This is a genomic window from Mycobacterium sp. NGS50 (assembly GCF_059812545.1).
On sequence record NZ_JCALCW010000004.1, the window covers coordinates 21,967 to 39,721 of the forward strand.

Annotated in this window: 19 protein-coding genes, 1 tRNA gene and 1 pseudogene; 13 read left to right on the forward strand and 8 right to left on the reverse strand. The window is 67.1% G+C overall.

Annotated features, from left to right (window positions below; translation table 11 throughout):
• Positions 1–19: 19 nt before the first annotated feature.
• Both AC5Y36_RS04090 and AC5Y36_RS04095 read left to right on the forward strand, forming a co-directional pair.
• A complete protein-coding gene (locus AC5Y36_RS04090; RefSeq protein ID WP_500039582.1) occupies positions 20–841 on the forward strand; it encodes a carboxymuconolactone decarboxylase family protein in 822 nt (273 codons plus the stop codon).
• 25 nt (positions 842–866) lie between these two features.
• Positions 867–1,373, forward strand: a complete 507-nt coding sequence (locus AC5Y36_RS04095) for a nitroreductase family deazaflavin-dependent oxidoreductase (RefSeq protein ID WP_500039583.1) — start codon at positions 867–869, stop codon at positions 1,371–1,373.
• A gap of 14 nt (positions 1,374–1,387) precedes the next feature.
• Here AC5Y36_RS04095 and AC5Y36_RS04100 read toward each other — a convergent pair whose 3' ends face one another.
• On the reverse strand, positions 1,388–1,771 hold the full coding sequence (locus tag AC5Y36_RS04100; protein ID WP_500039584.1) for a DoxX family protein: 384 nt from the start codon (positions 1,769–1,771) through the stop codon (positions 1,388–1,390).
• Positions 1,772–1,850: 79 nt separating this feature from the next.
• Between AC5Y36_RS04100 and AC5Y36_RS04105 the strand changes: the two genes are divergently transcribed.
• Complete coding sequence (locus AC5Y36_RS04105; RefSeq protein WP_500039585.1) at positions 1,851–2,726, forward strand: sigma-70 family RNA polymerase sigma factor; 876 nt, start codon at positions 1,851–1,853, stop codon at positions 2,724–2,726.
• A gap of 79 nt (positions 2,727–2,805) precedes the next feature.
• Positions 2,806–2,879: transfer RNA gene (locus AC5Y36_RS04110), tRNA-Ile, on the forward strand.
• 330 nt (positions 2,880–3,209) lie between these two features.
• On the opposite strand, the gene AC5Y36_RS04115 is transcribed toward AC5Y36_RS04110, so the two are convergent.
• The 4 genes and pseudogenes from AC5Y36_RS04115 to AC5Y36_RS04130 all read right to left on the reverse strand — a co-directional run bounded on the left by AC5Y36_RS04115 (position 3,210) and on the right by AC5Y36_RS04130 (position 5,791).
• Positions 3,210–3,941 (reverse strand): PE-PPE domain-containing protein, encoded by a 732-nt coding sequence (locus AC5Y36_RS04115; protein ID WP_500039586.1) that lies wholly within the window; start codon positions 3,939–3,941, stop codon positions 3,210–3,212.
• 782 nt (positions 3,942–4,723) lie between these two features.
• Positions 4,724–5,104 carry a type II toxin-antitoxin system VapC family toxin gene (locus tag AC5Y36_RS04120; RefSeq protein WP_500039587.1) on the reverse strand — a complete coding sequence of 127 codons (381 nt, stop codon included), beginning with the start codon at positions 5,102–5,104 and terminating at the stop codon, positions 4,724–4,726.
• Between the two features lie 139 nt (positions 5,105–5,243).
• Positions 5,244–5,337 (reverse strand): annotated as a pseudogene (locus AC5Y36_RS04125) (antitoxin); the annotation flags it as partial.
• Between the two features lie 64 nt (positions 5,338–5,401).
• On the reverse strand, positions 5,402–5,791 hold the full coding sequence (locus AC5Y36_RS04130) for a DoxX family protein (protein WP_500039588.1): 390 nt from the start codon (positions 5,789–5,791) through the stop codon (positions 5,402–5,404).
• A gap of 73 nt (positions 5,792–5,864) precedes the next feature.
• Here AC5Y36_RS04130 and AC5Y36_RS04135 point away from each other — a divergent pair, with 73 nt between their 5' ends.
• From AC5Y36_RS04135 to AC5Y36_RS04150, 4 genes are read left to right on the forward strand one after another with little or no spacing between them, the layout of a single operon-like run.
• Positions 5,865–6,734, forward strand: a complete 870-nt coding sequence (locus AC5Y36_RS04135) for a sigma-70 family RNA polymerase sigma factor (RefSeq protein ID WP_500039589.1) — start codon at positions 5,865–5,867, stop codon at positions 6,732–6,734.
• A 16-nt stretch (positions 6,735–6,750) separates the two neighbouring features.
• Positions 6,751–7,068 carry a hypothetical protein gene (locus tag AC5Y36_RS04140; RefSeq protein WP_500039590.1) on the forward strand — a complete coding sequence of 106 codons (318 nt, stop codon included), beginning with the start codon at positions 6,751–6,753 and terminating at the stop codon, positions 7,066–7,068.
• A complete protein-coding gene (locus AC5Y36_RS04145; protein ID WP_500039591.1) occupies positions 7,065–7,640 on the forward strand; it encodes a carboxymuconolactone decarboxylase family protein in 576 nt (191 codons plus the stop codon). The genes AC5Y36_RS04140 and AC5Y36_RS04145 overlap by 4 nt, the downstream gene beginning before the upstream one ends.
• A 26-nt stretch (positions 7,641–7,666) precedes the next feature.
• A complete protein-coding gene (locus AC5Y36_RS04150) occupies positions 7,667–8,386 on the forward strand; it encodes a DUF2652 domain-containing protein (protein ID WP_500039592.1) in 720 nt (239 codons plus the stop codon).
• Here the strand turns inward: AC5Y36_RS04150 and AC5Y36_RS04155 are convergent.
• Positions 8,383–8,943, reverse strand: a complete 561-nt coding sequence (locus AC5Y36_RS04155) for a TetR/AcrR family transcriptional regulator (protein WP_500039593.1) — start codon at positions 8,941–8,943, stop codon at positions 8,383–8,385. The genes AC5Y36_RS04150 and AC5Y36_RS04155 overlap by 4 nt on opposite strands.
• Positions 8,944–9,148: 205 nt before the next feature.
• Here AC5Y36_RS04155 and AC5Y36_RS04160 point away from each other — a divergent pair, with 205 nt between their 5' ends.
• A complete protein-coding gene (locus AC5Y36_RS04160) occupies positions 9,149–10,357 on the forward strand; it encodes a cytochrome P450 (RefSeq protein WP_500039594.1) in 1,209 nt (402 codons plus the stop codon).
• On the opposite strand, the gene AC5Y36_RS04165 is transcribed toward AC5Y36_RS04160, so the two are convergent.
• Positions 10,350–10,979, reverse strand: coding sequence for a TetR/AcrR family transcriptional regulator (locus tag AC5Y36_RS04165; RefSeq protein ID WP_500039595.1), 630 nt, complete (start codon positions 10,977–10,979; stop codon positions 10,350–10,352). The genes AC5Y36_RS04160 and AC5Y36_RS04165 overlap by 8 nt on opposite strands.
• Before the next feature lie 93 nt (positions 10,980–11,072).
• Here AC5Y36_RS04165 and AC5Y36_RS04170 point away from each other — a divergent pair, with 93 nt between their 5' ends.
• Genes AC5Y36_RS04170 through ngg form a run of 4 tightly spaced genes read left to right on the forward strand, consistent with a single transcriptional unit; the run spans position 11,073 to position 16,170 of the window.
• On the forward strand, positions 11,073–12,101 hold the full coding sequence (locus AC5Y36_RS04170; RefSeq protein WP_500039596.1) for an aromatic ring-hydroxylating dioxygenase subunit alpha: 1,029 nt from the start codon (positions 11,073–11,075) through the stop codon (positions 12,099–12,101).
• Positions 12,102–12,106: 5 nt separating this feature from the next.
• Positions 12,107–13,195 carry an NAD(P)H-dependent amine dehydrogenase family protein gene (locus AC5Y36_RS04175; protein ID WP_500039597.1) on the forward strand — a complete coding sequence of 363 codons (1,089 nt, stop codon included), beginning with the start codon at positions 12,107–12,109 and terminating at the stop codon, positions 13,193–13,195.
• Entirely contained in the window at positions 13,192–14,358 is a 1,167-nt protein-coding gene (locus AC5Y36_RS04180) for an acyl-CoA dehydrogenase family protein (RefSeq protein WP_500039598.1), read from the forward strand. The genes AC5Y36_RS04175 and AC5Y36_RS04180 overlap by 4 nt, the downstream gene beginning before the upstream one ends.
• 36 nt (positions 14,359–14,394) lie before the next feature.
• Complete coding sequence (gene ngg / locus AC5Y36_RS04185) at positions 14,395–16,170, forward strand: N-acetylglutaminylglutamine synthetase (RefSeq protein ID WP_500039599.1); 1,776 nt, start codon at positions 14,395–14,397, stop codon at positions 16,168–16,170.
• Here ngg and AC5Y36_RS04190 read toward each other — a convergent pair.
• Positions 16,167–17,753 carry a Na+/H+ antiporter gene (locus tag AC5Y36_RS04190; RefSeq protein WP_500039600.1) on the reverse strand — a complete coding sequence of 529 codons (1,587 nt, stop codon included), beginning with the start codon at positions 17,751–17,753 and terminating at the stop codon, positions 16,167–16,169. The two genes, ngg and AC5Y36_RS04190, sit on opposite strands and share 4 nt — an antisense overlap.
• Positions 17,754–17,755: the final 2 nt, after the last annotated feature.

Here is a 17,755-nt window from a genome sequence, read left to right on the forward strand (position 1 = left end):
GGTGGGCGATAATCGACCGATGAGTGTCGAGCAGATGCTGGTCCGGGCGGTGGCGCTGTCCGGCGGCCGTACCGGGGCCCTGATCCGCCGGGTATGCGGGCAGACGCTGGGGTTGACCGCGTTGCCGGGCAAGGAAGCCGTTGACGGGGCGGACCCTTCGGATGCGGTGGTTGCCGAGTTCGCCGAGCAGTTCAGCATAGATGTGTCGCTGATCTCCGCCGATCAGCGATCGCGACTGTGGTCGGCGTTGGGGGACAACACCTTCGCCGCGGTGGTCCAGATGTATATCGCCGACTTCGTACCGCGGGTCGGTGCCGGACTGCAAGCTCTGGGTCTGCCGGTGCCGTGGGCCGTCGGCTTTGTGACGGACGACGGCGGCGATTTGTCCGATCTGGTGTTCAACGAGGTCCTGCCCGCCGTCGCGCGGCTGCGTGATCTGGACGCGGTGACCGCCGAACTGGTACGACTGCGCGGCGCGGCCCAGCACAACTGCCGACTGTGCAAATCGCTGCGGGAGCGCACCGCGCTGGATGCCGGGGGATCGGAGAGCCTTTACGACGACATCGAAGACTTCGAGTCGTCGTCCCTGCTGACCGAGCGGCACAAGGTGGCGCTGCGCTACGTCGACGCGCTGATCTGGTCGCCCGCGCGCATCGAGGCTTCGGTTGCCGAGGGGGTGCGCACCCATTTCTCCGATGTCGAGGCCCTCGAGCTGACGCTGGACGTGATGCGCAATGCCAGCAACAAAGTGGCCGTCGCGCTGGGCGCCGACGCGCCGCGCGTGGAGCACGGCACCGAGCAGTATCTGCTGGATGCAAGTGGTCAAACGGTCTTCAGCTGACGGCGGCGGCGAGTAGCTTCGTGCCATGGCGCTCTTGCGGCAGAGTCCGCTACGCGGACGGCGGCTGTGGCCGCACGAAGTGGTGTTGGAACGGTTCGCGATGAGCCGGGTGGGCTATCAGTTCATGTTGCATGCCGCACCGCACATCGACAAGACGCTGATACCCCGCACCAACGGCCGGCTCAGCGTGATGGGATTCGACAAGATCGGCCTGGTGACCTCCACCGGCGCCAAATCTGGGCAGCAACGCACCCATCCGTTGGCGTTGATCGACGACGGCGAGGGTCTGCTGGCCATCGGCTCCAACTACGGGCGGACGACGCATCCGGCGTGGAGCGCCAACCTGCTGGCCCACCCCGACTGCACCATCGAGTTCCGCGGGGCGCCCACGCCGTATCGGGCCCAGCTGCTGACCGGCGAGGCGCGGACGGCGGCCTGGGCGACCGCGGTCGATTTCTACGCCGGCTACGAGGGGTACCGGGTCAGCTGCGCGCCGCGGGAGATCCGGGTGTTCCGGTTGCGGCCGGTCTAGGGTTTGGGCGGGTTTCAGGCGAACGGCTCCAGGTCGAACCGGCCCCACGCGAGCCAGGCGAACACGGCGAGAAACACGACGTCGCCGAGCATGTAGCCCCACTCGTTGCGGCGGAACCTGGTGGTGGCCGCACCGGCCATGAACAGCATCAGGCCGCAGGCGGCCAGCGGCACCAGCACGGGTGCCACGCCGAGGGCCGCGGGCAGGATCAGGCCGATCGCACCGGTCAGCTTGATCGTGCCGATGGCCTTGAGATGGCCGGGGCGGAAGTCGTCGACCCAGTGCTGGTTGGCGCCCAATGCCCGGTACTTCTCCTTCGGCATCAACAGTAGGGTGGCGCCGCCGATGACGAAGCCGGTGGCGAGGACGGCGGCGATGATCCACAGTGTGGTGTTCATGGCGTACTCCTTCGTGGTTACCTCGGTCGGGTGGGGTCCGTCATTACCTATGACGGACCGGCACGACGAGAGGTAACTGATGACCACCGACCCGCAGCTGGCGGAGGACTTCGAGCGGCAGCGGCCACGGCTGCTGGCGATGGCGCATCGAGTGCTGGGCTCGGTGTCCGATGCCGAAGACGTCGTCCAGGAGGCGTGGCTGCGGCTGTCCGGTCAGGACGCCGAGGCGATCGACAACCTGGCCGGGTGGTTGAGGACCGTGATCAGCCGCCTGTGCATCGACACCTTGCGTTCGCGCGCCGCGCGACCCGAGGTCTCGATCGACGCGGACTTTCCCGAACTCGTCGTGACCGAGGACCGCGACGGTCCCGAAGACGTTGCGGTGCTGTCGGACTCGGTGGGTCTGGCCCTGCTGGTGGTGCTGGGGTCGCTGCGTCCTGATGAACGACTCGCCTTCGTGCTGCACGACATGTTCGCCGTCCCGTTCGCCGAGATCGGGCCGGTCCTGGGCAAATCGGCCGATGCCGCCAAGATGCTGGCCAGCCGGGCGCGCCGCAAGGTTCAGGACGTGCCGGCGCCCACGGGTGACCGGCGAGAGCAGCGTGAGGTCGTCGATGCGTTTCTCGCGGCGTCGCAAGCCGGCGACTTCGATGCCCTGCTGCGGGTGCTCGATCCCGACGTCACCTGGCGTCAGCACACCGTCCGCGGCGTGACCGTCACGACCGGGCCCGACGAGATCGTGAGCGCGGTTCGCCGAGGTCAGGGCTCACGCATCCGCGTGCGCCGGGTCCTGGTCAATGGCGAGCCCGGAATCCTCGGCTGGGGTCCGACCGGTCGGCCGCTCAGCCTGATGGCGTGCACGGTGCGCGACGGTCGCCTGGTCGGCATCGTGTCGATCTTCGACCCGGTGCGGTTGGCCGGCCTCGACCTGCCGGATCCGCCTGAGGGTGATTAGTCGAGTGCGTCGCTGACACCACCATGTCGTCGACGATCAGAGGGCGGGCGCTAATGTCTTGCGCAGCCAGTTGGAACCAGGGGCGGTAGCTCAGTCGGTTAGAGCCGCGGACTCATAATCCGTTGGTCGCGGGTTCGAGCCCCGCCCGCCCCACGTAAAACCTGTATGACCTCGGTTGATGCTTGTCATTTCGGTGTCGGGTGATGCTTGACGGTGTTTCGGATGATGCTTGACAGCGGCTTCGGTTGGTCCTTGACACTCCCTAGATGAGCGAGTTGAGCGTGGTCGAGCAGCGGTATCAGGCCGCGATGACGGTGATCGCCGACGGGCTTGCGGCCACGTCGGTGTATGACTGATATTCGCCCACCGCTGTTGTTCGCGATATTTCGAGGCGTTTGCAGTCGGCGCCACACGGCGAGACCACCAAGTCATTGACCCTGAGTTCGTAGCAACGGCATTTCGGTTCCATGCGGCACGGCTGAATCAGCCTGCGGCGGACGCACCGAGCAGCGCCTCCCACAGCTCGAGGGTGGTGAGTGGCGGAATATCGTAGATGGTGGTCATTCCGTCGACGACCATTGTGGCCGAGTCGATCTCGGCTGCCGTCAACCCGAGGTAGGCATCATGGGTTACTAACCCGAATAGGATGTCCAGCCACGTTGAGCCGACGGAGCCAGGGTCCGCAAAGTAGTCGCCGACGATGTTGTATACGTCGGTGGGGTACAGATTGTCGGGGACGGCTTCGGGATTGGCGCCCAGCATCACGAAACGTAAGGCATCGCTGGGGACGTCGGCTTCGGCGAGTTTCTGCTCGGCGACCGAGGCGATGAGGCTGCTTTGCGAGTAGGTGAAAATCGTCAGCGGGTCGCTGCACACGCCGGAGGCGGTGCAATCCATGCCGCCGGCTTTGTAGTCATCGACGACCGCGTCGACGAGGGCCTGCTCGCCCAGTGTCACGCTTTGGCCGAAGTCGTAGCTCTCCGGGGTGGTCAGTGCCAGCGTCGAGGCGAAGGTGCCGTCGTACCCGTTCGGGTCGAGGTAGAGCCTCAGTGCGTCGCCGATGTAGGTGGCATCCGGGGTCGGTATGCCGGTCGGGCCCAGGATAAATGCGTTGGATGACCCCGACAGGAAGTTGCTGGTGTCGTCGGCCTGGGATGCACCGGCCAATGCCAGCGCGGCGCCGCACAGCGCGGCGGCGAGGATCACCTGCTTCATAAATCCCCCTGTTTGAAAGCTCACAGATCATCTCGCCGCACTGGTCAGCGCGCTGATAATGACGTTGTCCAAACATTCCCCCGCGGCGGAAACGGCCGATCCTGCGCTATGACGCTGACCTTCCAACGGCGAAATTACTGCACGTTGCATCAATTAGGTTCCCGAATTGAAAAATTGCTGAACAAAAATTCATGGCATCACTAAGGCAACCGCTCTCCGGACCTCGGGCGATGCCGAGCCTGGGGGCCATCTCCCGGGCGCCGTGATCACGACCATGACTCGAGACCGACGCCGACACCCAGGAATATCGTCATCACAGACCGTGCCATTGACCGCTGTGCGGCGATGTGTCGGTGTGCCGGGCGGCAGCCAGCCGCCGGAACGGGCCGGTGTCAGACCCGGCCAGTACGCTCGCGGCTAACTACTCGGCATGGAACGGGGATCACGGTGAAACGCATTTCGCGCATCGTTGTCGGTGCTGTAGTCGGGGGCGCCCTGGCGCTGGGCGCCATGTGGAGTGGGGTCGCGACCGCGGCGCCAGCAGACGGCCTCTTTCACGAAGCGGCCTCGTGCCCGATAGGCCAGGTGCACAACCCGAATTCGGAAGACCCCTATGCCTGTGTCGACACGCTCGAGCCCAACACTCCCGGCGCATGGGGGCCGAACGGTTACACGCCATGCACTGGAGATGCTGCTAGCAAGGCGAGTCGGTTCTGCTCCGACCCAGGCGGTAGCTACTGAGGATGGCGGCGGGGTCTACGGTGGCCCGAGCCCAAGCTGGCTCAGGCCGCGATCACCGAGACGTCGTATGCGGACAACTGATTGTCGGCGGTAACGATGGTCAGGCCGAGGAGCTGTGCCTGAGCGACCAGGAGGCGATCGAACGGGTCGCGATGGTGATCGGGAAGCTCCGCGGTCCGCAACGTGTGTGCATGGTCGACCGGCAGCGGGGATGTTCCGGAGCGGCGCATGCGGTCGGGCACGTAGGTGGCCGGCGGCTCGGGCAACGGCAGTTTCCCGAGGCGGTACTTGATCGCGATCTCCCAGGCGCTGGCCGCCGACAACAACAACGTGTGGCGAACATTCTGAACGAGCGTGCGAGTTTCATCGCGCAGCCGGCCGGGATCGGCCTGCATCCAGAGCCACACCTGGGTGTCGAGCAAGTAACGGGTCACCGATAGAAGGCTTCCAGCACGTCATCAGGCAATGGGGCGTCGAAATCGTCGGGCACCGCATACACGCCCTCATCGATCCCTAGGAGGCGCACCTCGCGGGCGCGGACCGGCACCAACTTCGCCACGGGCTCGCCTCCGCGGGCAATCTCGATCTCCTGTCCGCCGTCGATGAGCCGCAGCAGCTCCGACAGGCGTGTCTTCGCCTCGTGGACACCCACCCTCATGACAGCAGACTTAGTCATGAACTTAGTTTAGTCCAGCTGACCGGCCGAGGCGACGGTGAACTCACCCCGCCAGCCGCCGCGATTCCGGCCGCAACGCCCACGACGCAAACACCACACCCAGAAACACGATCGGCGGAATCACCTTGCCCGCCGGATCCCCCACCGCAAGGTGCGACACCACCGCCCCGGTGTAGACGATGGTCGCCCCGGCATACGCCCACTCCTTGAGCCGGGGGAACCCGGGCGCCAGCACCGCCAACCCGCCCAGCAGATACCAGGTACCGAGCAGCACGCCGAAGTAATCGGGGTAGCCCAGCTGCTGCAGCATGTCGCGGGTAAACGGAATCCGCAGGATGCCCCACATGCCGCCGACCAGCATCTCGGTGCCAAGCACAGCAGTGGCGGCCCAGTAGGCGACGGCGCGACCGCGGGAAGGGGGATGGGTGGTCATGGCTGGCTCCTCGTCACGTTCGGGTGGATCAGTTCGTCACACAATTGACGGATAGCGACCGGAGGATGTGACCGTGGACGACGCAGAGTGGTTGGCGACACGATTCGAAGACACCCGCACACACCTGCGCGGGGTGGCCTACCGGATGCTCGGGTCGCTCACCGAGGCCGACGACGCGGTCCAGGAGGCCTGGCTGCGGCTGAGCCGCGCGGACGTCGATCACGTCGACAACCTGACCGGATGGTTGACGACGGTGGTGGCGCGGGTATCCCTGGACATGCTCCGGTCCCGCCACGCTCGCCGCGAGGAACCGCTGGATGCCCGACTACCCGAGATGATCCTGGGCCGCGACGACCGCCCCGCCCCCGAGGAGCAGGCGGTGCTGGCTGACTCGCTGGGCCTGGCGTTGCTGGTGGTGCTCGACACGCTGACCCCCGCCGAACGGGTCGCGTTCGTGCTGCACGACATGTTCGCCGTCCCGTTCGAGGAGATTGCGCCCATCGTGGACCGCTCACCGCCGGCAGCCCGACAGCTGGCCAGTCGCGCCCGCCGGCGCGTTCAGGGCGCCCCGGTACCCGACGCGGATCTGGCCCGCCAGCGCGAAGTCGTCGACGCCTTCCTGGCCGCGGCCCGCGGCGGTGACTTCGACGCCCTGGTGGCCACCCTGCACCCCGATGTCCTGGTCCGCGCGGACACCGGTGCGCCCCAGCCGCTGGAGCTTCGCGGCGCGCGTGGCGCCGCCCAGCGCGCGATGCTGTTCGCCCGCCACGCCGAATTCGCCCGCCCGGTGTTGGTGAACGGGGCGGCCGGCATCGTCGCGCTCTCGCAGGGGCGCCCGCTGTCGGTCATGGGATTCACCGTCGTCGCCGGAAAGATCGTCGAAATCGACATCCTCACCGCCTCGGACCGCCTGCGCGAACTCGACCTGACACCCCTGGACTAGGAGGCCCCGAAACACGATGTCCGACATCACCGAATTGCACCGCGCGCTGCTGGGTCGCATCCTCGGCGACGACGCCACCGCGCCGCTGCAACTGCGCCGAGCCGCCTTCGACAACACCGGCCTCAATGAACCGCTGAGCACCTTGATCGACCGGGTGGCCCATCGTTCCTACCAAGTGAGCGACGAGGACATCGCCGCCGCGCGATCCGCCGGACTCAGCGAGGACCAGATCTTCGAGATCGTGGTGTGCGCCGCGGTCGGGCAGGCGGGCCGCCAGTACACCACCGGGCTCGCCGCGCTGGCCGCCGCCACCGACGAAGGGGGCCGGCAATGAGACTCGCCATCCTCGATCACGGGCACCGCTGGCACACCAAGGCATTGCTCGGCCTCATTCGGCTGGTCTCCCGCCAACCGGTGGTCGACGCGGTCAAGCTGGCCTTCTATCGCCCGGAGTTCTACGGCGGCGGCCCCCTGACCCACGAGGCGATGCGCGGACCGTCGGCGTGGACGGTCGGGGAGCGAGAGCTGATGGCCGCCTACGTCTCCCAGGTCAACGCCTGCCCGTTCTGCGTCGCCGCGCACACCGCGACCTCCAACGTCTGCTACGACGACGACGCGACTGCCGCGGCGACCCTCGCCGATCTGGATACGGCGCCCATCGAGGAGCCGCTGCGGGCGACGCTGCGTCTGCTCGGCAAGCTGACACACGACCACAGCATCGACGCCGACGATGTGCGCGGCGTGCTGGACGCCGGCGTCACCCCCGCCCAGATCCAGGACGCCTTGGCCGTGAGCCTGGTCTTCAACATCACCGACCGGTTGGCCAACGCGTTCGACTTCGAAGTGGCCGGCCCCGCCGCGATGCAGGCCGGTGCACGCCATCTGGTCAAGCGCGGCTACCGCTGAGCATCGAGGACTACACTGCTGAGTTCATGGCCATCCGGCGCGCGGTGCTGGTCATCGCCGACATCGGCGGATACACCGCCTACATGAATTGGAACCGAACCCACCTGGTGCACGCACAGATGGCGGTGGCCACGCTGCTGGAATCGGTCATCGACGCCGCCAAGGGCATGAAGCTCGCCAAACTCGAGGGTGATGCCGCCTTCTTCTGGGCGCCCGACGGCGACGCCCAGGCGTTGGTCAGCAAGCGGATAGCGCGGATGCATCAGGCGTTCGTCGATCAGCGGGCCCGCATCGAAAACGGCCGCGGCTGCGAGTGCGCGAGTTGCGAGCAGCTCAAGAACCTGTCGCTGAAGTTCGTCGCACATCAGGGCGAGGTGGCCGAGCAGAAAGTCAAGCGCCACACCGAACTCGCCGGGGTCGATGTCATCCTGGTGCATCGCATGCTGAAAAACCAGGTGCCGGTGCCGGAGTACGTGCTAATGACCGACGTGATCGCGGAGTGTCTCGACGAGACGGTGCGCGGGCGGTGCCTGCCGCTGCTGCACGACTTCGAGGGCCTGGGCGAAACCTCGACCTACTATTTCGATCTCGCCGCGTCGACGGCACCGCCGCCGCCAGACGCCATGGGATTCGCCGGGAAAATGAAGCTGCGGTGGAATGCGTTGCCGTATGTCCTCGGCATCAAGGACCCTGGCGCGGGATTCCGCAGCTTGGGCCGCGCCGCTCCCGAGTTGTCGGCGAGCTAAGCGTCCGGGAGACGGCTGCACATCGGTCCGAGGAAGCGCTCCACCATGGCGCGTTGCGCCGCGGGATCGCTGAGCGGCCAACACCACAGCGCGAGGAACACCCGAATCAACCATTGGCCGGCGAGCGGGTCCTCGTTGTCGTGACCGAGCATCTCTGCGGCGAACCCGGTGACGGCGGGGGAACTGGTGATCCATTCGCTGACCGGGCCGCTGTGCATCGGGCGCATGAACTGGGCCAGCGGATCGGTGTGCAGGCGACGCAGTGCGACCAGGGTGGCGGTGACGACTCGTTCCGGTCCGGTGAGGTCCGCTATCGCGTTGCGCGCCGATTCCACGATGCGCGCGGCGTGAATACCGACGACGGCGTCGCGGATTGCGGCCTTGCCGCCAGCGTGCCGGTAGATCGTCGCCGGCGAACAATGCACGGCGGCTGCGAGATCCTCGATCGTGAAGGCTTCATATCCCCGGCGGGCAATGAGGTCGGCCGCGGCAGCGTGGATACGCTCCGCGGCGGCGCTGCGCCGATCCTGTCCCACCAGCCAGTCGCTGTGTGCCATCTGGTCCCCTTCCGTCGACGCCGGCAAGGCGCGCAAACTATCTTCCAATTTCTCGCATCATGAGAAAAATGAGTCAGATTTCTCACCCTAACGCGCTGGTGGTTCCCGCCAGCCGGCGTCACGGGCCGAGGATTCGGCAGCCGGCGTTAGTCAACTTTGCGGCGGCCCGTTGACGGGTGGCGGCGGCGGCGTTCAGCCTGAGCCGATGACGGTTGCGCCGACCCGCTTCTTTGACACCGAGACGATCCAAGACCCCTACCCGCTCTACGACCGGTTGCGGGCGGAGGCGCCGGTGCACCGCGTGGGGGATTCGGTGTTTTACGTCGTGTGCGGCTGGGACGCGGTGATCGAAGCCGTCGAACGGGTCGACGATTTCTCCTCGAACCTCACCGCAACGATGGTGTACAGCAACGATGGGACCGTCACCGCGTTCGACATGGGGGTGCCGGGAAGCCCAATTCACACCCTGGCTACCGCCGACGACCCCGTGCACGCGCAGCATCGCAAGATCCTGCTGCCGCACTTGTCTGCCAAGCGGGTGCGCACCATCGAAGAATTCGCTGTGCGCACCGCCGGTGAGTTGTGGGAAACAAGTCGGCGCGACGGCACGATCGAGTGGATGAGTGCGATGGCAAACCGTCTACCCATGATGGTGGTGGCGAAGCTGCTGGGACTGCCCGGCGACGACGTTGAAAAGCTCATCCGGCTTGGGTACGCCACGACGACCCTGTTGGACGGCATCGTCACGCCGGAACAGCTCGAAGCTGCAGGAATGTCGGCGATGGAGCTGTCCGGCTACGTCCTGGAGCACTTCGAGAAGGCCGACGCGGCGGAGGAACCAGGACTGATCGCCGACCTGGCTGCGCGCTGTTCCTCGGGCGAGCTCGAGCAGTTGCCGGCCCTGGGGATAATGCTGACCCTGTTCAGTGCGGCCGGTGAGTCGACGGCCTCGCTGCTGGGCAGTGCGGCGTGGATTCTCGCCGATCGTCCAGAGATTCAGCGTCGGCTACGCGAAAACCCGGAACTGCTTACCGCTTTCATCGAAGAGACGCTGCGCTTCGAATCCCCGTTCCGCGGCCACTACCGCCACGTGTGGCGCGACACCAGCCTGGCCGGAGTCGCGCTGCCTGCGAATGCGCGTTTGCTGCTGTTATGGGGCGCGGCGAACCGCGATCCGCAACGATTCGAGGCACCCAATGAGTTTCGCCTGGACCGCGGCGGCGCCAAGAACCACGTGACGTTCGGCAGGGGTGTGCACTTCTGCGTCGGCGCCGCTCTGGCCCGCCTGGAAGCCAGGATCGTGTTGCGGACATTGTTGGACCGCACCAGCTGGGTCGAGGCGGCTGACATTGGCGAATGGCTGCCCAGCATCCTGGTCCGGCGCCGCCGGCACCTGCAGCTCCAGCTCAGCTGATCCGCGACTGCTCCAGATAGGCTGCCAGCGCATTGGTCAGGCCGCGGCGGGCCTCGCCGAGATCGGCGTAGGAGCCCAGCTGGCGCTCGGAGACCAGCCCGCGCATCGCACCCGGGATCAGCGCGGCCACCTCGCGCACCCGCTGCGGGTCCACACCGAGATCGGCGAATGCATCAAGGCAGGTTGCCAGCCAACTGCGGCCCCAGGAGAACAACTCGGCCGCGGTGCGTGGATACAGCCGTTCCAGCTCGACGTGGTCGCGGGGGAGTGCGGCCCGTAGGTTCTCGATCGCCCGGGAATCCTGCGACGCCAGACCGTCATAGAGCGTGTCGATGATCGCGGCGACCCGATCCCGCAGCGGCGCATCTGGTTTCACGCCGCCGAACGCTGCCATCGTCGCGTCGCGGCGCTCGGCGGTGCGGTGCAGTACCGCCGCCCAGAAACCATCGACGTCGCCGAACTGGTACTGCACCGCGCCCCAGGTGGCGCCGCTCTCCTTGGCGATCCGGCTGGCCGACACGGCGCCGGGGTCGCCGGAGGCCAGCGAGCGCACCGCGGCGTCCAGCATCGCCTCACGGGTCGCCAGGCCCCGCTTGTTGCTGCGCCGTTCGGGTTGAGCCATCCCGGGCAGCGTAGCAAAATTTACATAGTGCCCACTATGATTCTGTGGACAGGCGAACTATGCTGCGTGAGACCACCGAAAGGACGCACTGAGATGGCCAAACCGCCGCTGTCGATGAAACCGACCGGCTGGTATCAGGTCGCCTGGTCCGACGAGATCGGCGTCGGCGACGTCCACACCATGAAGTACTTCGGCCAGGAGATGGTCGCCTGGCGCGCCGAGTCCGGACAGCTCACCGTCATGAACGCCTACTGCGAGCACCTCGGCGCGCACCTCGGCTACGGCGGCACCGTGCACGGCGAAGTGCTGCAGTGCCCGTTTCACGGCTGGCAGTGGAACTCCCAGGGTCGCAACGTCTGTATCCCGTACCAGGATCGACCCAACCGCGGCCGGCGTATCGGCACCCATCCCGTCGTCGAACGCAATGAGTCCGTCTACATCTGGCACGACGAACACGGCCGCGACCCGTTCTTCGACCCGCCGGACGTGTTCGCCAGCTTCGACGACGACCGCGCCTCCGCCGACTACTACCCCCAACAGCGGCTGTACCGGCAGTCCCTGGAAATGCACCCGCAGTACGTGCTGGAGAACGGCGTCGATTTCGCCCACTTCAAATACGTGCACCGCACCCCGATCGTGCCGGTGTTCACCCGCCACGACTTCGCCGAACCGATCTCCTACGTCGACTTCACCATCACCTTCGAAGGCGACGACGCCCAGTTGATCGAGGACGTCAACAGCGGTGTGCAGGCCATCAACGGCGGCTTGGGAATCGCGGTGACCCGGAGCTGGGGGATGATCGACAACCGCACCATCTCGGCGGTCACCCCGGTCGACGACTGCACCTCCGATGTCCGGTTCATGGTCTACATCGGCCGCACCGAATCGGCCGATCCGGTCCGCGCCGAGGCCAGGGCTAACGAGTTCGGCCGGGAAGTGATCCGCCAGTTCGAACAAGACATCCACATCTGGTCGCATCAGCGCTATTCGGATCCGCCGGCGCTGGCGACCGCCGAACACCAGGGCTTCACCGCAATCCGCCAGTGGGCCAAGCAGTTCTACCCCGACGGCATCGGTGGCAGTGCTGCTGAGGTCGCTGAAGTCACCGCACAGAGAGGCTGAACCGAATGAATGCATCCGCCGCCCCGATCCGCGTGTTTCAGGTCGCCACCGGCAACGTCGGCAAAGAGATGATCAAACGGATCGCCACCCAGCCGGATCTGGAACTGGTTGGGGTGCACTGCTATTCACCGGAAAAGGTCGGCAAGGACACCGGCGAGCTGGCCGGCCTGGCGTCCAACGGGATCACGGCGACCGGCAGCATCGAGGAGATCATCGCGGCCAAGCCCGATGTGCTGACCTTTCACGGGGTGTTCCCCGACGAGGACCTCTACGTCGCCGTGCTCGAGGCGGGCATCAACATCGTCACCACCGCGGACTGGATCACCGGCTGGCACCGCGACAACAACCACCCCCACCCGTCCGGCAAACCGGTGAGCCAGCTGCTGGCGGAGGCCTGCCGCAAGGGCAACGCCACCTTCTACGGCACCGGGATGAACCCGGGGCTCAACCAGATTCTGGGCGTGGTGTGTTCGGCTGATGTCGCCGAGATCGAGAACATCACCACCATCGAATCGGTGGACGTGTCGTGCCACCACTCCAAGGAGACCTGGATCGAGGTCGGCTACGGCCAGCCGGCCGACGACCCGGAGATCCCCGGCAAGCTGGAGCGCTACACCCGGGTGTTCGCCGACAGCGTGCTGATGATGGCCGACTGCTTCGATCTGACCCTCGACGAAGTCGCGTTCAGCTATGAGCTCGGCGTGTGCACCAAGGACGTCGACCTGGGCTGGTACACGCTGCCCAAGGGATCATTGGGCGGCAACTACATCAAGTACCAGGGCATGGTGGACGGGGTGCCGCGCGTGGAGACGCATCTGGAATGGCAGATGACGCCGCACACCGACCCCAGCTGGAATATCAAGGGCTGCTACATCACCCAGATCACCGGCGACCCGTGCATCTACAACAAGCACATGATCTTTCCCAAGCGCGGCGTGGACCTGTCCAACCCGGACAACTTCGCCTCGATCGGCATGACGGTCACCGGGCTGCCCGCGCTCAACGCCATCAAATCCGTGGTGGCGGCCCGCCCGGGCCTGCTGACCAGCGCCGATCTGCCACTGCGCGGATTCGCGGGGCGTTTCACGTCATGAGCGACGACGTCGTCGCGATGGCGCGCGGCATGCGGGATCTGGTGGCCGCCGAGGCCGCCGCATCCGAACGCCGACGCACCCTGACCGACCCGATCGTCGACGAGATGTGGCGCAGCGGCCTGATGTCGTCGTTCAATCCGGCCGCCGCCGGCGGTGTCGAACCGTCGTTCACCGAGATGATCGAGACCTGGATCGAAATGGCCTGGCAGGACGGATCGTTCGGCTGGATCGGGATCGCGAACATGCCGTCGTCGTTCGCGGCCGCCGCATACCTGCCCGACGAAGGCTTCGCCGAGGTGTTCAGCGGCAACGACAACCACGTCACCATGGGCGGCCAGTTCTTCCCCAACGGGCAGGGCGCCGCGGTCGACGGCGGCTACCGGTTGAGCGGCGCGTGGAGCTTCGGCTCCGGCATCGGCCACGCGCAATACGTCGCCGCGGGTTTCTTCCCGATGGACGACGGCGAGATGCGCTGGGTCAGCGAGGGCGTCCCCGACATGCAGGTGGCGATCGTCCCGCGCGAGCAGGTCTCGTTCAACGACGGCTGGCATGTCCAGGGGCTCAAGGGAACCGGCTCCTACGACTACAGCGTGCAGGACGTGTTCGTCCCGGCGCACCGGACGTTTGCGCTGTTCAGCCGCGAACCGTACCGGGGTGCCTCGCCGGCCACCCGGATGGGGCTGATGCCGGTGACCGCCGCCGGCCACGCGTCCTGGGCGCTCGGGGTCGCCAAAAGCATGCTCGACGACGTCACCGAACTGGCCGCGACCAAATACCGGATGAGTGACATGGCGGCATTGGCCAGCCGCCCGACCTTCCAGAAAGGTCTGGCCCACCACGTCGCGGCCTGGCGAGCCGCCCGGCTGCTGGTGCGGGAGGCCTTCAGCACCGCCGAGGCCGCCGTCGCCGCCGGCGACGACCTGACGCCGGGCCTGCGCGCCGACATGCGGGTGGCCGCCGTCTACGCCACCGACACCGCCCGAAGCTGCGCCGAATGGGCACATCTGGTGGCCGGGACCAGCGCGATCCGCGAAGGCAGCCGCCTCGAACGCGCATTCCGCGACCTGTACACCGGAACCCAGCACGCTTTCATCAGCGAGAAGGTCGCCATCGACGCCGCCCAGATCTGGCTCGGCATCATCGACGACCAGTTCGGGCTCTGAGCTTGACGGCTCGATGAAGTGGGTAAACGAGCCGGCATGAGCGCCGCCGACCCACGCGAGCCGATCACGCTGAGCCTGCACGACGCCGCACCGCCCCAGGTGGCGGGCACGATGGCCGCTGATGTGGAACTCGAACTGGGTTGGGGCCGGTTGTTGTTCGGCCAGACCTTCGGCGATGCCCGCACCCTGGCGGCCGCGCTGCGCCGGGAGGGCCCGGGGCGACGCGATATCTGCATCTACGCACGCGAGCCGCACGTGCTGGTCGCCGAATCACCGAGCGAATTCTTCATCGATCCCAGCCACACTTACCGACTGCGGTTCCGCGATCGGCAACCGTCACAACCCTCGGCGCCCGGCGTCACGGTGCGCACGTGCAAGAAGTCCGCCGACGCCGACGCGATGAACCGCGTCTACGTGCGCTGCGGGATGCTGCCGGCACCGGTTGACGTGACCTGGAACAACCATCTGTATGCCCCGGCGGTGACGTATCTGGTCGCGGTGCGCGACGAGGACGGCGAGGTGATCGGCACCGTCACCGGTGTCGACCACGCCCTGCTGTTCGGTGATCCCGAGGGGGGATCGAGTGTGTGGACGCTGGCCGTTGACCCGGCAGCCTCCCTGCCCGGCGTCGGTGAAGCCCTGACCCGGGCGATGGCCGCACACTTCCGCGACGCCGGCCGCGCCTATCTGGATCTGTCCGTCTCGCACGACAACGACGCCGCGATCGGCCTCTACGAGAAGCTCGGGTTCCGCCGCGTCCCAGTGATGGCGATCAAGCGCAAGAACGCGATCAACGAACCGCTGTTCACCCCACCGCCGGAAACGGTCGAAGACCTCAACCCCTACGCGCGGATCATCGCCGACGAGGCGCTGCGTCGCGGGATCTATGTCCAGGTGCTGGACGCGGAGACCGGCGAGATGCGGCTGTCCCACGGCGGCCGCAGCGTGATAACCCGCGAGTCGCTGTCCGAATACACCTCGGCGATCGCCATGAGCCGGTGCGACGACAAGCGGCTGACCCGGCGGCTGGTCGCCGAGGTGGGCATCGTCGTTCCGCGTGCCCGGCTGGCTACCTTCGACGACGGCGACCACGACTTTCTGGCCGAGGTCGGCGAAGTCGTCGTCAAACCCACCCGCGGCGAACAGGGCAGGGGCATCACGGTGGGTATCACCGCCGACAGCGATCCCGCCGAGCTGACAACCGCCCTCGCCCGCGCGCGTGATCAGCACCCCGAGGTGCTGATCGAGCAGCGGGTGGCCGGCGACGATCTTCGACTGGTCGTCATCGACGGCAAGATGGTGGCCGCCGCACTGCGCCGCCCCGCCGAGGTCATCGGCACCGGCGAGCACACGGTGCGGCAGTTGATCGACGCCGAGAGCCGGCGCCGCGCTGAGGCCACCGCCGGCGAGTCCAGCATCCCGCTCGAAGAGATCACCGAGTCGACCGTCGCGGCCGCCGGCTGGGCGCTCGACGACGTGCTGCCCCAGGGCACCCGGCTCCCGGTCCGGCGCACCGCCAACCTGCACCAGGGCGGCACCATCCACGATGTCACCGCAAAAGTCCATCCCGAACTGTGCCGGGTGGCGGTGGCAGCCGCCGATGCGATCGGAATCCCGGTCACCGGAATCGATCTCGTCGTCCCCGACGTCACCGGCGATGACTACGTCTTCATCGAAGCCAACGAGCGGCCGGGTCTGGCCAACCACGAGCCGCAACCCACCGCGGCGGCCTTTCTCGATTTCCTGTTCCCCGGGCGCCCGGCACCGCCCGCGGCGTGGACACCGGCGGAGTCCCGGCCCGAAAACCGCTAGTCGGCGCCGTCGAGCAGCTGGACCTCCTCGAGGTCCATCGCGGTCTGCACCTCGCGCAGCACGATGTCGTCGATCTCGTTGCGGTCGCGCAGCTCGGTGACCGCCCGGCGCTTGTGGTCCAGCACGACCAGCTGCACCCGGCGCACCAAGTCGTCGCGCTGGGCAAGTCCGTTGTCCTCGGAGTCATCGGCGCGCGCGCTCACCAGCGCGGCCTGATCCTGGTATTCCTTCTGCAGCCGGGCCAACAGCTTCGGGCCGACGTTCAGCTCCTCGGCCACCGCCGGCAGCGCCGCCAGCGCCGCGTCGACCGCGCGGGAACGGGCCAGCTGCAATTCGTCGGCGTGCGCGACATCGTCGGGCATCCGGGCCCAGCGCACGACGGCGGGCAGGGTGCTGCCCTGAACCAGGACCGTCACCAGAATCACCACGGACACAACGAAAATGATCAGGTTGCGGTCCGGGAACAACGCGCCGCTGTGGGTGGTCAGCGGGACGGCCAGCGCCGCGGCCAGCGACACCGCGCCACGGAAACCCGCCCAATTCGACACCGCGCGTTGGCGCCAACTGACCCGTCGGGCCCGCTGCGAGGGCCGCCGGTCGACGGCCCGGATCAGCACGGTGGTGATTTCGGTCCAGGCGATCCGGGTCCCGATGACCACACCGGTCACCGCCAGCGCCAGCAGCAGGGCGTGAGCCAGCCCGTCCCCGGTGTTGGCGATACCGTGCAGCGCGCTGGGGATCTGCACGCCGACGAACACCCACAGCGAGCCGTTGATCAAGAAGGTCGCCATATCCCAGAACGCCGAGGACTGCAGCCGTGAGCGGGCCCGGATCACCCGCGGGCCGACATAGCTGAGCACCAGAGCGGACACCAGCACCGCGACCACACCGCTGCAGTCGAATGTCTGGGCCAGCAGGAACGCCGCGAACGGTGTCAGCACGCTCAGCGCGCCCTCCTCCAGCGGCGCGTCAATGCGGCGGCGCAGCAACGCCACCGCCACCCCGACCAGCAGCCCGGCGGCGATCCCGCCGAGATAGGAACCGACGAACCGGACCGTCAGGTCGAGCGGGCCGATCGCGGGGCTGCCGGTCGCAACGGCGACGGTCACCGCGAACAGCACCAGCGCGGTCCCGTCGTTGATGATGCTTTCCGCGCGCAGCACGGTCAGTGGGCGCCGCGGCAGCTTCTTGGCCAGGCCGGCCACCGCGGCCGCGTCGGTGGGCGACAGCACGGCGCCGAGCACCGAGGCCGCGTGCGGCTCCATCCCCAGCGATCGCGCTGTCCACGCCACCACGACCGCCGTCGCGATCACCAGACCCACGCTGACCATCACGATGACGCGCAGATTCGCCCGGATCTCGCGGAAGCTGGTGTTCAAGCTCTCCCAATACAGGATCGGGGGCAAGAACAGCAGCAAGACGATTTCGCCGTCGAGCTGGGTTTCGCCGAAGCGGGGAATCAGGCCGAGCGCGGCGCCGAGCAGGATCAACAACACCGGCGGGCCGACGCGATAACGCTTGCCCAGCACCGTCCCCACGATGACGGTGGTGACCAGTGTGACGATGACGACGAGCCCGAACACGG

What these genes read in the sequence shown, in the direction of transcription:
- AC5Y36_RS04095 (WP_500039583.1), top strand. Translation starts at nt 867, where the DNA reads ATGGCGCTCTTGCGGCAGAGTCCGCTACGCGGACGGCGGCTGTGGCCG.
- AC5Y36_RS04100 (WP_500039584.1), bottom strand. Translation starts at nt 1,771, where the DNA reads ATGAACACCACACTGTGGATCATCGCCGCCGTCCTCGCCACCGGCTTC.
- AC5Y36_RS04140 (WP_500039590.1), top strand. Translation starts at nt 6,751, where the DNA reads ATGTCCGACATCACCGAATTGCACCGCGCGCTGCTGGGTCGCATCCTC.
- AC5Y36_RS04130 (WP_500039588.1), bottom strand. Translation starts at nt 5,791, where the DNA reads ATGACCACCCATCCCCCTTCCCGCGGTCGCGCCGTCGCCTACTGGGCC.
- AC5Y36_RS04165 (WP_500039595.1), bottom strand. Translation starts at nt 10,979, where the DNA reads ATGGCTCAACCCGAACGGCGCAGCAACAAGCGGGGCCTGGCGACCCGT.
- AC5Y36_RS04145 (WP_500039591.1), top strand. Translation starts at nt 7,065, where the DNA reads ATGAGACTCGCCATCCTCGATCACGGGCACCGCTGGCACACCAAGGCA.
- AC5Y36_RS04115 (WP_500039586.1), bottom strand. Translation starts at nt 3,941, where the DNA reads ATGAAGCAGGTGATCCTCGCCGCCGCGCTGTGCGGCGCCGCGCTGGCA.
- ngg (WP_500039599.1), top strand. Translation starts at nt 14,395, where the DNA reads ATGAGCGCCGCCGACCCACGCGAGCCGATCACGCTGAGCCTGCACGAC.
- AC5Y36_RS04090 (WP_500039582.1), top strand. Translation starts at nt 20, where the DNA reads ATGAGTGTCGAGCAGATGCTGGTCCGGGCGGTGGCGCTGTCCGGCGGC.
- AC5Y36_RS04150 (WP_500039592.1), top strand. Translation starts at nt 7,667, where the DNA reads ATGGCCATCCGGCGCGCGGTGCTGGTCATCGCCGACATCGGCGGATAC.
- AC5Y36_RS04170 (WP_500039596.1), top strand. Translation starts at nt 11,073, where the DNA reads ATGGCCAAACCGCCGCTGTCGATGAAACCGACCGGCTGGTATCAGGTC.
- AC5Y36_RS04105 (WP_500039585.1), top strand. Translation starts at nt 1,851, where the DNA reads ATGACCACCGACCCGCAGCTGGCGGAGGACTTCGAGCGGCAGCGGCCA.
- AC5Y36_RS04175 (WP_500039597.1), top strand. Translation starts at nt 12,107, where the DNA reads ATGAATGCATCCGCCGCCCCGATCCGCGTGTTTCAGGTCGCCACCGGC.
- AC5Y36_RS04160 (WP_500039594.1), top strand. Translation starts at nt 9,149, where the DNA reads ATGACGGTTGCGCCGACCCGCTTCTTTGACACCGAGACGATCCAAGAC.
- AC5Y36_RS04180 (WP_500039598.1), top strand. Translation starts at nt 13,192, where the DNA reads ATGAGCGACGACGTCGTCGCGATGGCGCGCGGCATGCGGGATCTGGTG.
- AC5Y36_RS04155 (WP_500039593.1), bottom strand. Translation starts at nt 8,943, where the DNA reads ATGGCACACAGCGACTGGCTGGTGGGACAGGATCGGCGCAGCGCCGCC.